10 protein-coding genes are annotated in these 12,956 nt (G+C 67.7%); 6 read left to right on the forward strand and 4 right to left on the reverse strand.

Annotated features, from left to right (window positions below):
- Positions 1–63: 63 nt before the first annotated feature.
- On the reverse strand, positions 64–1,275 hold the full coding sequence (locus NO900_RS05160) for a glycosyltransferase family 2 protein (protein WP_256408151.1): 1,212 nt from the start codon (positions 1,273–1,275) through the stop codon (positions 64–66).
- A gap of 1,081 nt (positions 1,276–2,356) precedes the next feature.
- Complete coding sequence (locus tag NO900_RS05165; RefSeq protein WP_256408152.1) at positions 2,357–4,036, reverse strand: Na+/H+ antiporter NhaC family protein; 1,680 nt, start codon at positions 4,034–4,036, stop codon at positions 2,357–2,359.
- A gap of 254 nt (positions 4,037–4,290) precedes the next feature.
- On the opposite strand from NO900_RS05165, the gene asd reads away from it, so the two are divergent.
- Positions 4,291–5,337 carry an aspartate-semialdehyde dehydrogenase gene (gene asd / locus NO900_RS05170; protein WP_256408153.1) on the forward strand — a complete coding sequence of 349 codons (1,047 nt, stop codon included), beginning with the start codon at positions 4,291–4,293 and terminating at the stop codon, positions 5,335–5,337.
- A 52-nt stretch (positions 5,338–5,389) separates the two neighbouring features.
- Positions 5,390–5,596, forward strand: a complete 207-nt coding sequence (locus tag NO900_RS05175; protein ID WP_256408154.1) for a hypothetical protein — start codon at positions 5,390–5,392, stop codon at positions 5,594–5,596.
- Between the two features lie 57 nt (positions 5,597–5,653).
- On the opposite strand, the gene NO900_RS05180 is transcribed toward NO900_RS05175, so the two are convergent.
- Complete coding sequence (locus NO900_RS05180; RefSeq protein ID WP_256408155.1) at positions 5,654–7,657, reverse strand: 3-hydroxyacyl-CoA dehydrogenase/enoyl-CoA hydratase family protein; 2,004 nt, start codon at positions 7,655–7,657, stop codon at positions 5,654–5,656.
- 148 nt (positions 7,658–7,805) lie between these two features.
- On the opposite strand from NO900_RS05180, the gene NO900_RS05185 reads away from it, so the two are divergent.
- Positions 7,806–8,402 carry a DNA-3-methyladenine glycosylase family protein gene (locus NO900_RS05185; protein WP_256408156.1) on the forward strand — a complete coding sequence of 199 codons (597 nt, stop codon included), beginning with the start codon at positions 7,806–7,808 and terminating at the stop codon, positions 8,400–8,402.
- A gap of 345 nt (positions 8,403–8,747) precedes the next feature.
- Here the strand turns inward: NO900_RS05185 and NO900_RS05190 are convergent, their stop codons facing one another.
- Positions 8,748–10,103: a putative ATP-dependent zinc protease gene (locus NO900_RS05190; RefSeq protein WP_256408157.1), complete on the reverse strand. Its 1,356-nt coding sequence runs from the start codon at positions 10,101–10,103 to the stop codon at positions 8,748–8,750.
- Positions 10,104–10,290: 187 nt separating this feature from the next.
- Here NO900_RS05190 and NO900_RS05195 point away from each other — a divergent pair, with 187 nt between their 5' ends.
- The 3 genes from NO900_RS05195 (at position 10,291) to NO900_RS05205 (ending at position 12,861) form a co-directional block, all read left to right on the forward strand.
- Positions 10,291–11,337, forward strand: a complete 1,047-nt coding sequence (locus tag NO900_RS05195; protein ID WP_256408158.1) for a succinylglutamate desuccinylase/aspartoacylase family protein — start codon at positions 10,291–10,293, stop codon at positions 11,335–11,337.
- 89 nt (positions 11,338–11,426) lie between these two features.
- Complete coding sequence (locus NO900_RS05200; RefSeq protein ID WP_256408159.1) at positions 11,427–11,882, forward strand: YbhB/YbcL family Raf kinase inhibitor-like protein; 456 nt, start codon at positions 11,427–11,429, stop codon at positions 11,880–11,882.
- Between the two features lie 121 nt (positions 11,883–12,003).
- Complete coding sequence (locus NO900_RS05205; protein ID WP_256408160.1) at positions 12,004–12,861, forward strand: TatD family hydrolase; 858 nt, start codon at positions 12,004–12,006, stop codon at positions 12,859–12,861.
- Positions 12,862–12,956: the final 95 nt, after the last annotated feature.

A 12,956-nucleotide genomic window follows, 5' to 3' on the forward strand; every position in this document is an offset into this window, starting at 1 on the left:
AATCCTCGGCTGAACCAACCGCTCAGTGAGTGTGCGTAATGGCCATCTACAGTAGGATGGGTACTATGGCTGACGGGGTTCGACGGGCTCAGTTTCCTCAGTAGTCTGTTCGGAATCGGTATGCTTCTCAGTGACGGCGATCTCGGCAGCCCTACTATCCTCAACTTCGGCAGGTGGCACCTTTTGGGTGACACGGAACTCAGTGGTCGGTTGAAAGATCGCCCAGAATGCACCTGCTGCGTGGATGATTGCTACCAGTGGGATAGTCACGAGCAGGGCCGCTAAAACGAGTGGGCGTTCACCGTAGTACCAGTACCCGAGGACAGCCCACCCGAACAGTCCCACTAATTGAAACAGAATTCCATAGCCGTACACAACAGGGAATAGCACGACAGTCACCGGCGTCACCAGCGGCAGCGCGAGCAGTGGTGACACGAAGACCAGTCCCCAAGCAGCATTTCGCATTAACGACAACAGTTGATACCGCCGGGGCAAGAGATGGGAATCACGGGCCGCCCCGGAGATCCAACGACGACGCTGGTAGATCATCTCTCGAACTGATGGCGGGGCTTGGTTCATAGCGCGGATGTTGAGAAACTGAAAGGCACACTCACCAGCCTGGAAGGCCCGCCAGACGAAGTTCGTGTCTTCGGTGACGGTGTTCACGTCCCAAGTGATCTGATCTTCAAGTTCCTTTCTGACAGCGATTCCCCCTCCCCATGCATACAGTGGATACCGAAACTTCGGGAATACGGCTTGTTCCAACTGGAAACCCATCCTAAATATCTCTGCAAAGTACGTGAGCCACGAGTCGCTCCTGATCGGTTGTTCGGAAAGTTGGACAATGTCAGCATCCGGCAACCCATGGAACTCTCGCAAGAGCGTATCCTCGTCCAAATACAGGATATACGATGCATTACAGTTCAACTCTCGTCTAGCCCACTCCAGCGCTCGGCCCTTCCGTGTGGCCTCACACTCAAACTCAGAAGGGACGACACATACCTCTGCACCATCGATGGTAATCGGTCGTTCAGCAATGACCCGAATAGTGTCCAGTTCTGTGGGTAGTTGGTCGACGGTGGCTTGGACGACACGTTCAGCCGCTACGGTCATCACTCGAACCTCAACCTCTGCGGGTTCGTGCTCTATCGCCCCACGGCGAGCACGGCCAATAATCACAATCTCAATGAGCCAAAAGACTGTAGCGACAAAGAAGATCGTCAGCACTGTCCAAGCGAACAGTGTGAAAAGCAAATTCGCCAGCTGATAATCCATTACCGTCCTTTAGATCGCTTGTTAATAATATATTGCTCCTCATATCTTTACCAGCAGATCCAGCAAGTCGGCCACAGGATCGGTCGAGCACCAGTTTGTCGTTACGGGTCTGTGCCGGTTTTCTAACGGTTAGTAGCCTTGGGCTAACCGATCTCTGCTGGATCAGTCTCTACCAATCCAAGTACTCGCGGAATGCCAATCATCCGGTGACCGATACGCGCCCTGTATTCAGCAGCGTCTCTGAGATTTCTTCAGCTTCTGACAAAAACGCGTGTGAGATACAGAGAGTGAAGTCAGTACAAGATATGTGTGGGCGCGAGCGGTTGAGCAGAGTGATTCACACCGCAAATACAAAGCCGGTGGCAAACCGGAGTGATATAGATATGATAGTGATTGAGTGCCCTGATTGTCCTGCTGATCTCGCCAGCGATGAGGTAGGAGATGAGTGCCCAGAGTGTGGTGGAAATCTAACTGAGGGGAACATCCTGATGGTAGACTTCGTAATAAAGTGTAACGAGTGTAAGACAAGAATTGGGATTCAAAACCTCGATCAGAGCGGCCAATGCCCAGAATGCGGGCAGTATAGTGGGTTCGGTTAATATATTCGGTGTTTCTTAGCTCCGACCTGTATTCGATGGATATGTGCATTGTATGTAGCACGGATCTTCAAACATATCAGACATATTTGTACTCTCGTCAGACATCATTCCAGGCTCGTCATCATCGACTGTTCACCCGAGAATACGACGAGGATAGGGATCAGTATGGGATCTCTTGTCTCAACAGTAGGCTACAATCAATACTACAAATATTATTTTCAAATAATTCTAATAACACACTCAAAATGTACGCCCGCGACACTAACGACCGGTCTCATCTCCGGCGGCGTGCCGCGTCGACCGGGAAACCCTCGTGGCGGGCGGTCGCCTGCGCGGCGACGGGCGGGTCGCGTCAGCGACCGGATGTCACGCGCCTGGGTTCTCCGCGCTGTCATCGCTCCCATCGGGGAGTACTCGGGCGGGGACTGAGGGCGCGCATCACGCGGTAACCGGCGAACGCTCTTAAACAGTCGGTTGAGAGTTTAGTCGTCCTGTTCCGCGCCGGCGACGAACACGCCCTCGCCGCCGTCTTCCTGCCGCTCCGAGACCGAGACCGGGTCGATCCCGCGGCGGGCGGCGTCGAACTCCGAGAGGAGGTACACCAGCCCGGCGAGCAGGGCGGCGCCGAGCGGGAGCAGCGCGAGCGGCGTCACCCGCGTCAGTCCCCAGACGACCAGCAGGAGGACGACGACCGCCGCGACCGTGACCGCGTAGTAGATCTGCGTCCGCACGTGGTCGATCAGGTCGGCGCCGGTGAACGTCGCCGAGAGGACGGTGGTGTCGGAGATCGGCGAGCTGTGGTCGCCGAAGATGGCGCCAGAGAAGATGACGCCGACCATCGCCGCCACGAGCGTGTGGCCCGCCGCGCCGCCGCCGCTGATCTCCCACGCGATCGGGATCGCGATCGGGGTGACGATCCCCATCGTCCCCCACGAGGTGCCGGTCGAGAAGGCGATGACGCCGGCGACGACGAACACTAGGGCGGGCAGGAGCGCCGGCGAGACCGACCCCACGGCGGCGTTCGCGACGTACTCCCCGGTGCCGAGGGCGTCGATCGCCCCGCCGATCCCCCACGCGAGCACGAGGATGGAGGCCGCGGTGAGCATAATCGAGAACCCGTCGATCGTGTACTCGGTCGCGTCGCCGGCGCCGAAGATGCCGTAGACCCTGCCGAGGACGAACCCGCTGGCGACCATCGCGAACGAGCCGATCATGAGCGCCACCTCGTACGAGGCGTTGAGCGCGGCGTCCCACAGCCGGCCGCCGGCCGCGCCGAGCTCGCCGGCGAGGAGGTCGCCGCCGAAGCCGACCGGCGAGAACTCGCCGGACCACAGGGCGGTCGCGACCGTGACGGCGACGAGCACCGCCACGGGGACGAAGAAGTTGACGAGCCGCGGCGTCGACGCCGGCGGCTCGCCGAGCTCGCCCGCGACGTCCTGCATCGGCACGGCCTCGTCGCGGGTCACCTTCCCTGAGGTCCACGAGCGGTGCTCGGCCGTCAGCATCTCGCCGTAGTCCCGGCCAGACCCCACGATCAGGAGGACCATCACGATTGCGAGGATCGCGTACATGTTGAACGGGATCGACGAGACGAACACCTCGAACGTGCCGGGACGGTTCGCCTCGGCGACCCCGGCGGCCTCGTACCCCTCGCCGATGAGCGAGAGCTGGAAGGCGACCCACGAGGAGATCCCCAGCGTCGCCACCGGCGCCGCCGTCGAGTCGACGACGTACGAGAGCTTCTCGCGGGAGATCCGGAGGCGGTCGGAGACGTCCTTCATCGCCGAGCCGACGATGGCGGTGTTCGCGTAGTCGTCGAAGAAGAGGACGATCCCGAGCCCCCAGGCGACGAGCCCGGCCTGCCGCTGAGAGTCGAGGCGGTCGAGCGCCCAGTCGCGGACCGCGGCGGTGCCGCCGAGGTTCCACACCATGGCGACGCCGGAGCCGAGCAGCAGCGTGAAGACGAGGATGGTCGCCTGGAACTCGTCGGACACCGCCGCGACGATCCACTCGAACGTCTGGACGATCCCGAGCCCGCCCGTGACGATGACGGCCCCCGACCAGACGCCGAGGAACAGCGACAGCACCGCCTTGCGGGTGATCACCGCGAGGACGATCGCGAGCAACGGCGGGGCGACGGACAGCGCTCCGAACCCGGTCATTGGCACCTACTCTCGCACGCGAGTATTTAATACCACCCGTGGGTCCGGACTGACGGATCCCGCGGCACGCGGCGCGTTCGGGAACCGATCTCGGGTCGAGGGCGCTCACGGCGACCGTTCGTCGGTCTCCTTCCGGTCTCGGTCGGCGTCTCGGCGATCCGGACGACCGGTCCGACGCGGCGACTCCCTCCCTCGACCGGCGGATTCGGCGCGTATCCGAACGCACTTACGTCCCTGTGACCGACCCACGCGCAATGTCTGTACGAGTCGGCATCCTCGGTGCCACCGGCGCCGTGGGTCAGCGGTTCATCCAGTTGCTCGACGACCACCCGACGTTCGACCTCGCGGCCGTCACCGCGAGCGCGGACAGCGCCGGGAAGACGTACCGAGAGGCCGCCAAGTGGCGCGTGGACACTCCCATCCCCGACGGGGTCGCGGAGATGACGGTCGCGGAGACGACGCCCGCGGGGATCGCGGACGCCGACGTCGACCTCCTGTTCTCGTCGCTGCCGTCGGGGGTCGCCGCCGAGGTCGAGCCGGCCTTCCTCGACGAGGGGTACGTGGTCTCCTCGAACTCCTCGAACGACCGCATGGCGGCCGACGTCCCCCTCACGATCCCCGAGATCAACCCCGGCCACCTCGACCTCATCGAGGTCCAGCGCGACGAGCGGGGCTGGGACGGCGCCCTCGTGAAGAACCCGAACTGCTCGACGATCACGATGGTCCCCACGCTCGCGGCGATCGACCGGTTCGGGATCGAGAGCGTCCGCGTCTCCACCCTGCAGGCGGTCTCCGGCGCGGGCTACTCCGGCGTCACCTCGATGGAGATCATCGACAACGCCATCCCGCACATCGGCGGCGAGGAGGACAAGATGGAGACGGAGTCCCGGAAGCTCCTCGGCGAGTTCGACGGCGCTGAGGTCCACCTCCACGGGGCCGACGTGGCCGCCTCCTGTAACCGGATCCCGACGCTCGACGGCCACCTAGAGAACGTCTTCGTCGAGTTCGCCGAGGACCCCTCGCCCGCGGCCCTCCGCGAGGCGATGCGCTCGTTCGAGGGCGTCGGCTCGCTCCCGAGCTCGCCCGACCAGCTCATCAAGGTGTTCGGCGAGGACGAGCCGGAGCGACCGCAGCCCCGCCTCGACCGCACGTACGCGGACGGGATGGGCATCGTCGCCGGCGGCGTCCAGTCGACGGACGCCGGCGCGAAGTACAACTGCCTCGCGCACAACACGATCCGGGGCGCCGCGGGCGCCTCGCTGCTCAACGGCGAGCTGCTCGTCGAGGAAGGGTACGTCTGAGCGGCCCCGACCGTTACCGATTTCACACTCGGCCGTCAGCCTCCCGCTCGTCATGTCAGAGACGATCCGATCCCTCCGCCGGGGCGTCGCCCTCCTCCTGCTTCCGCTGTCCGGATCGACGACGCTGCCCGCGTTCGTCGAGTCCGCGCTCCCCGGCCTCTCGGACGTCCTCGGCGTCGCGCTGTTCGTCGCCGCCGTCGCGTACCTCGTCGTCAGCGTCGGGAGACAGGCGGTCTCGGCGGCCGACACGCCGCTGTAACCGGGCGATCGGAGGGTATCGGTCCCGCGGGCGGCGGCCCTACTTCCCCTCGGCGACCTACTTCCCCTCGAACTCGGGCTCGCCGTCGCCCATGAACGCCGTGACGCCCTCCACGAGGTCGTCGGTGTTCATCACGTGACCGAAGCCCATCGCCTCCACTTCGAGGCCGGCCTCGGCGTCCGTGCGGCCGGCGTGCATCGCGCGCTTCGTGTACTTCTGGGCGATCGGCGGGCCGGCGGCGAGCGACTCGGCCAGCTCGCGCCCGCGCTCGTCGAGCTCGTCGCCGGGGACGACCTCGTTGACGAAGCCGTACCCTTCGAGCGTCTCGGCGTCGTAGCGCTCGGCGGTGAAGATGATCTCCTTCGCGCGCCCCTCGCCGACGATCCGGGCGAGCCGCTGCGTGCCGCCCCATCCCGGGAGGAGCCCGAGGTCGTGTTCGGGCTGGCCGAGCTCCGAGCGCTCGGAGGCGACCCGCATGTCGGCCGCGGTCGCGAGCTCCATCCCGCCGCCGAGGCAGTAGCCGTCGATGGCGGCGACGACGGGCTTGTCGGACTCCTCCAGCTTGCCGAACGTCCGCTGGCCTCGTCGCGAGAGCTCGACGGCGTCGATCGGGTCCGCGCCGCCGGCGGCCATGCTCTGCACGTCGGCGCCGGCCGAGAACGCGCGGTCGCCGGCGCCCGACAGCAGGATCGCGCGCACCTCGTCGTCCGCGTCGAGGCGGTCGATCGCGTCGCCGAGCTCGTCGAGCAGCTCCCCGCTGATCGTGTTCATCCGGTGGGGACGGTCGATCTCGACGTGTCCCACGCGGTCCTCGACGACGACGTTGAGGGCGTCGTAGTCGAGCGCGTCGCCCGCGCCGCCCTCGCCGTCGGCGCTCTCGGCGTCCCCGTCGCCTCCGCCGTGGAAGCCGCCGGCCTCGGCGGCCTCGCGCAGGTAGTCGGTCGCCTCGTAGCGCGCCTCGCCCGTCTCCTCGTGGAGCGCGTCGAGCACGTCGACGAGGGCCGGGAGGCCCTCGTCGTCGGCGAGCGTCGCCGGGCCGTCCGGGAAGCCGGCGCCGAGCGTCACGGCGCGGTCGATAGCGGGCGCGTCGGCGACGTCGTCCCCGATCAGGCCGGCGACCTCGTTGGCCATCACGGCGAGCAGGCGCCGGCGGACGTCCTCGTCGACCGCGTCCGAGGGGATGCGGGCGCCGTCGCCGTCCTCGTAGTCGTAGAACCCCTTCCCGGTCTTCTTGCCGAGCTCGTCGGCCTCGACCTTCTCGACGAGCAGCGGGCAGGGGCGGTACGCCTCGCCGAGGGTCTCGTGCATGTACTCCAGGACGTGGTACCCCACGTCGACGCCGACCTGGTCGGCGAGCTCGAACGAGCCCATCGGGAGCCCCATGCCGAACTTCGCCGTGGAGTCGACCGTCTCCATCGTCGCGTCGCCGGACTCGACGATCCACGCCGCCTCGTTCATCAGCGGGACCAGGATCCGGTTGACGACGAAGCCCGGGCTGTCCTTCCGGACGCGGACCGGGGTCTTCCCCATCGACTCCGCGAGCCCCTCGATCAGGTCGAGGGTGTCCTCCGAGGTGTGCTTCCCGGAGATGACCTCGACGAGGTCCATCCGCACCGGCGGGTTGAAGAAGTGCATGCCGCAGAAGCGCTCGGGGCGGTCGGTGACCTCGGAGAGCTCCGTGATCGAGAGGCTGGAGGTGTTGGTGACGAAGACCGCCTCCGCGGGCGCGTGCTCGACGACCTCGTCGTACACGTCCTTCTTGATCGCCATCTTCTCGGGGACGACCTCGACCACCACGTCGGCGTCGGCGAGCGACGCTTCGAGGTCGACGAACGTCTGGACGCGGTCGAGCGCCGCCTCGGCCTCGTCGTCGCCGATGCGGTCCCGCTCCGCGAGCTTGCCGAGCGACCACTCGATCTGGTCGTAGCCGTCCCGAACGAGCGCCTCTTCGATGTCCCGCAGCGACACGTCGTAGCCGGCGAGGGCGGCGACCTCCGCGATGCCGTGCCCCATGTTCCCGGCGCCGAGGACCGTCACGTGCTGGACGTCGTCGAGTTGCATACGAGACCGGTCGGAACCGCGGCGGTTGAACGTTTCCATCTTCCAAACGCGAAACCCGCGGCAAGTTTACGACCCCCGGAGCGCGCGGCGGGCGCGACCGTCGCCGCGACCGAAACCGTCGGGTGGCTCCGGCTCGAACGCCCGGTCGATGGACGACCGAGTCGCGGCGACCCTGCGGGAGGACCCGACGATGGCGACGCTGATCGACCGGCACGGCCGGCTGTCGATCGAGCCCGCGGCCGACGAGTTCGCGCGCCTCTGCACCTCGATCGTGAACCAGCAGCTCTCGACCGCCTCCGCGGCCGCCATTCGCGAGCGCTTCGTGGACGTCCTCGGCGGCGAGCCGACGCCGGACCGCGTGCTCGCGTCCGACGAGGCCGCCCTGCGCGAGGCCGGGCTCAGCGGCACGAAGGTCGAGTACCTGCGCGCGGCCGCCGACGCGTTCCGCGACGGCGACCGCGACCTGACCCGCGAGGGGCTGGCGGGCGAGAGCGACGAGGCGGTCGTCGCCGCGCTCACCGAGATCCGCGGCGTCGGCGAGTGGACCGCGCGGATGTACCTCATCTTCGCGCTGGGCCGCGAGGACGTGCTCCCGCTCGGCGACCTCGCGGTCCGGAAGGGGATCGAGCGGGTGTACAACGACGGCGCGGAGCTGACTCGGGCGGAGATGCGCGAGATCGCCGCGGCGTGGCGACCCTACCGGAGCTACGGGACGCGATACATCTGGGCCGAATACGAGTCGTAAGTTGTTGTGTACTGAGTGGTATCGAATAGCATCGAAAGTCCAGTCGCTCAGTTGTACGTAATCGACGACCCTGCAGCGAACACCTCCAAAGCCCCAGCCGCGAGGACGGCGCACGCTCGCTGCGCGCTTCGGTCGTTCGCTTCGCTCACTCCCTGCAGTGCTTACGTCGCCTGCGCCGTCCTCGCGGCTGCCCCTTTGAGTCCCACCCGACCGCACCACACCTCACACCTCCCCAGCTTCGCGGTTCGCTCGGGCTCCCTCCGGTCGCCTGTCGCTCACCGCGTCCCTCGCACCGGCGGCTCGCGCCACCGCTTCGTCCCCGAATCGCCTCGCCTCTCGCGTTCGCTACTCCTCTTCTTCCAGAATCTCGCCGGCCTCGCCGCGTTCGGCCTCGTCGGTGTCCGCGCGCCGCCGGACGTCGACCCGGTAGTCGGTGAGGATGTCGCGGCCGAGCAGCAGCGGGTAGTCCATGTGACCGCGGTCCTCGACGCTGGCGGTGACTGTGTGCTGGTTCCCGCCGATGCCGATGACGAGATCGACGACGGGACGGGCCTTCCCGCCCTTCACGCTGCCCGACTTGACTCGGGTCATGCTCTTGATCGGGCCGGCGCCGATCTCGGCGGCCAGCTGGGTGTCGATGCTGGTCCGGGTCGCGCCCGTGTCCGACTTCGCGAGCGCCTGCGTGGAGCCGGAGGTCCCCGTGACGACGACCTCCTCGATGTAGCCGATGTCGGGCTGTTCGGCGGGGTTCTTCTTCGGCGCGGGCGCGCAGGACGGCCGCGAGTCGTCGAGGGTGGCCGCGACCCGCTCGACGTCGTCGTCGTCCACCTCGCCGCCGACCGTCTCGATCGCGAGCCGCGCGATGTGCGGCGCCGGGCTCGTGCCGGTCGCCTCGTAGAGCCCCTTGAACCCGGCCGTCGGGTTCACTTCGAGCACGTACCAGCCCTCGTACCCCTCCACGAGGTCGACGCCGGCGTAGTCCAGCCCCATGACGTCGGCCGCGTACAGCGCGGTCTCGGCGGCCTCCTCGGGCATGTCGTCGGTCGCGTCCTCGACCGCGCCGCCGAGCGCGACGTTGGTGCGCCAGTCGCCCTCGGGCGCGTAGCGGTACATCGAGCCGACGATCTCGTCGCCGACGATATAGACGCGCAGGTCGCGGTGCTCCTCGTCGTCGCGGTCGATGAGCTGCTGGAGGAACGCCTGGCGGTTGCCGACCTTCGGGTTCACCCGCTCGGTGAGGTCGACCTTCCACGTGCCGCCGCCGTGCGTGCCGATCGCGGTCTTGTAGACGCCGACCTCGCCGAAGCGCTCGCGGTCCTCGTTGAGCCGGTCGTTCGACAGCGCGAGCAGCGCGTCGGGCACGCGGATGTTCCAGTCGGCGAGCGTCGCCGCCGTCGCGAACTTGTGGATCGACGCCAGCACGGCGTTCGGCTCGTTCAGCATCGGTCGGATGCGCTCGAACGTCGTCGCCAGCCCGAGCAGCTCCGCGGGCTGGTCGGTGTTCGACAGGAGCAGGCGGTTCGCGATGACGTCGACCGGCGGCTCCACCGAGACGTCGCCGTCCTCGACGCTGATGGCGGCGTTCTCCTCGCGGAGCCACACGGGCTCGTGGCCGAGGTCCTCGACCGCGTTGCAGATCGCCTTCGTTTCCTTGCTGTTGTGCAGCGACAGCACTCCCACCCGGACCGGATCCGAACTCATAAGCGCACCTGCGTGGGCCCGGGTAAAAGGTCGCCCGATCGGTGAGCCGGGCGGCCGGGCGGACCGGGGATGACCGCCGACAGACCACCAACCGAATCGCTGGTCGACTGCCGGTCAGTTAGCGACCCGTCGGTCCCCCGATCCGCGGGTCGCCATATATATACCCCCCGACCCGCTCCCTCGTGACATGAGCGACGACCGGGTGTTCACGTATAACGGCGGCGCGGTGCCGCCCGGCGAGACGCAGAACATCCGCTACGGGATCAGCGAAACGTACCTCGGCGACCCCGTCCGGATCCCCGTGACGATCGTCAACGGCGCGCGCGACGGCCCCACGGTGTTCCTCACCGCGGCCTCGCACGGCGACGAGCTCAACGGGATCGAGGTGGTCCGCGAGGTCGCCCACGAGTGGGACCTCGACGACCTCGCGGGGACGCTCGTCTGTCTCCCCGTCCTCAACGTCCCGGGCTTCCTCGCCCAGCAGCGCTACCTCCCCGTCTACGACCGCGACCTCAACCGCTCGTTCCCCGGCAAGCCCGGCTCGACGAGCTCGAAGCGGATGGCCCACCGGATCTACGAGAACTTCATCGCGCCCTGCGACTTCGGGCTCGACTTCCACACCTCGACCCGCGGCCGGACGAACATGCTCCACGTCCGCGCGGACATGGCCGACGCGGGCGTCCACCGCCTCGCGATGGCGTTCGGCTCGAAGGTGATCATCGACAGCGACGGGCCGGGCGGCACCCTCCGCGGCGAGGCGACCGCCGACGGCATCCCGACGATCACGATCGAGATGGGCGAGGCCCACCGCTTCCAGCGCCCGCTCATCGACGACGCGCTCGGCGGCGTGCGCTCCGTCTTCGCCGAGTACGGGCTGCTCGAAACCGACACCGTGCGCTGGCCCGGCTGGCGGACGATCATCGCCGGCGCGGGCGAGAAGACGTGGCTGCGCGCCGACTCCGGCGGCATCGTCGACACCCACTTCGAGAGCGGGTCGCTCGTCCGCGAGGGCGAGCGCATCGCGACGATCACCAACCCGTTCAAGCAGGACGCGGTCGGCGTCGAGGCCCCCTTCACGGGGCTCCTCATCGGACTCCTCGAAAACCCCGTCGTCTACCCCGGGAACCCGCTCTGTCACCTCGTCGAGATCGACGAGGCGGTCCGCCGCGCGATCGAGACGGGGGACGCCCCGACGCCGGTCGGGCAGCCGGAGCCGTCGGAACCGAGGGACTGACCCCCTCGAAGCGACCGCTCCGCGGGAACGCTTTTGACGCCGACGAGCCAAGATCGACGCGTCCGGAGACCGTCCGGACGGGTGATCGCATGAGCGAGCTCAGCCTATCGAGCCCGGCGTTCGGCGACGGCGAGCGCGTCCCCGACGAGTACGGCTACGCGGAGCGGAACGTGAACCCGCCGCTGCGGATCGGCGGGGTCCCCGACGCGGCGGCGGCGCTCGTGCTCATCGTCGACGATCCGGACGCGCGGGAGCCGGCGGGACAGGTGTGGGACCACTGGCTGGTCTGGGACGTCGACCCCGACCGCGAGGCGGTCCCGGAGGACTGGTCCCCGGCGGAGGCGACCGAGGGACAGAACGACTTCGGCGAGCACGGCTACGGCGGACCGAACCCCCCGGACCGCGAGCACACCTACCGGTTCCGACTGTACGCGGTCGAGGAGCCGCTCGGGCTTCCGCCGTCGGCCGACAAGGAGGACCTCATCGACGCGATGACGGGACGGATCGTCGCTAAGGCCCGGATCGACGGGACGTATCCGGCGTGATAGGCGGGACGTATCCGGCGTGACCGGCGACAGGACGCACCCGGACCGGTGACGGCGGGCGTGTGAGCCGCGGTGGCCCCGCGATCGAGCCTTATATTCCGCCGCGGGCGAAGCACCGACCATGACCGAGGACTTCGACACGCCGGTGTTGGACGACCACCTCCACCTCGACCCGCGCCACGGGCGCGGGGTCGACGCGGTCGAGGACTTCGTCCGGCTCGGCGGCACCCACCTGCTCGTGGTGAACAAGCCCTCCTGGCACCTCGGCGTCGAGCCGGACGAGCCGGCCGACTTCCGGCCGGTCTTCGAGGAGACGCTCGACGCGGTCGCGGCCGCGAACGAGGTCCTCCCGGGCCGCGCGTGGCCGGTCCTCGGCGTCCATCCCGGCCTGATCAGCCGGCTGGTCGACGAGCGCGGCTTCGCGCCCGGAGCGGCCCGCGACCTGATGTGCGGCGGGCTGGAGGTCGCGAGCGAGTTCGTCGCCGACGGCCGGGCGCTCGCGCTGAAGTCGGGGCGCCCGCACTACGACGTGACCGACGCGGTCTGGGACGCGTCGAACGCCGTGACGCGGCGCGCGTTCGAGCTCGGCGCCGCGCTCGACTGCGCCGTCCAGCTCCACACCGAGGCCAGCGAGGACCTCACCGACCTGGCCGCCGTCGCCGAGACGGTCGGGCTCGACCCGACGACCGTCGTGAAACACTACGCCGAGGGTTGGCTCGCGGGCCCGACGCCGAGCGTGATGAGCGAGAAGGACCGGCTCGCACGCGCCGCCGAGTCCGGCGAGCCGTTCCTGATGGAGACCGACTTCGTCGACGACCCGGAGAAGCCGGGGATGGTGCTGGGCCCGAAGACGGTCCCGCGCCGCGTGCGCTGGATGCTCGAAGAGGGCTACGACGACGCGGTCCGGCGCGCGCACGTCGAGACGCCCGCGGCGGTGTACGGGATCGACACCGAGGCGACGCTGGATCGGGAGGCGTAATCCGGAACTCCCGAATCCCGGCGTCGAGCGGGTGAGACGCCCTCTCGCGCGGCGATCGATAGGAAAGGCATTTGAGTAGTCCGGGCGACGTACGG

This window comes from Halorubrum rutilum (assembly GCF_024494565.1).

What these genes read in the sequence shown, in the direction of transcription:
- NO900_RS05160 (WP_256408151.1), bottom strand. Translation starts at nt 1,275, where the DNA reads ATGGATTATCAGCTGGCGAATTTGCTTTTCACACTGTTCGCTTGGACA.
- NO900_RS05165 (WP_256408152.1), bottom strand. Translation starts at nt 4,036, where the DNA reads ATGACCGGGTTCGGAGCGCTGTCCGTCGCCCCGCCGTTGCTCGCGATC.
- asd (WP_256408153.1), top strand. Translation starts at nt 4,291, where the DNA reads ATGTCTGTACGAGTCGGCATCCTCGGTGCCACCGGCGCCGTGGGTCAG.
- NO900_RS05175 (WP_256408154.1), top strand. Translation starts at nt 5,390, where the DNA reads ATGTCAGAGACGATCCGATCCCTCCGCCGGGGCGTCGCCCTCCTCCTG.
- NO900_RS05180 (WP_256408155.1), bottom strand. Translation starts at nt 7,657, where the DNA reads ATGCAACTCGACGACGTCCAGCACGTGACGGTCCTCGGCGCCGGGAAC.
- NO900_RS05185 (WP_256408156.1), top strand. Translation starts at nt 7,806, where the DNA reads ATGGACGACCGAGTCGCGGCGACCCTGCGGGAGGACCCGACGATGGCG.
- NO900_RS05190 (WP_256408157.1), bottom strand. Translation starts at nt 10,103, where the DNA reads ATGAGTTCGGATCCGGTCCGGGTGGGAGTGCTGTCGCTGCACAACAGC.
- NO900_RS05195 (WP_256408158.1), top strand. Translation starts at nt 10,291, where the DNA reads ATGAGCGACGACCGGGTGTTCACGTATAACGGCGGCGCGGTGCCGCCC.
- NO900_RS05200 (WP_256408159.1), top strand. Translation starts at nt 11,427, where the DNA reads ATGAGCGAGCTCAGCCTATCGAGCCCGGCGTTCGGCGACGGCGAGCGC.
- NO900_RS05205 (WP_256408160.1), top strand. Translation starts at nt 12,004, where the DNA reads ATGACCGAGGACTTCGACACGCCGGTGTTGGACGACCACCTCCACCTC.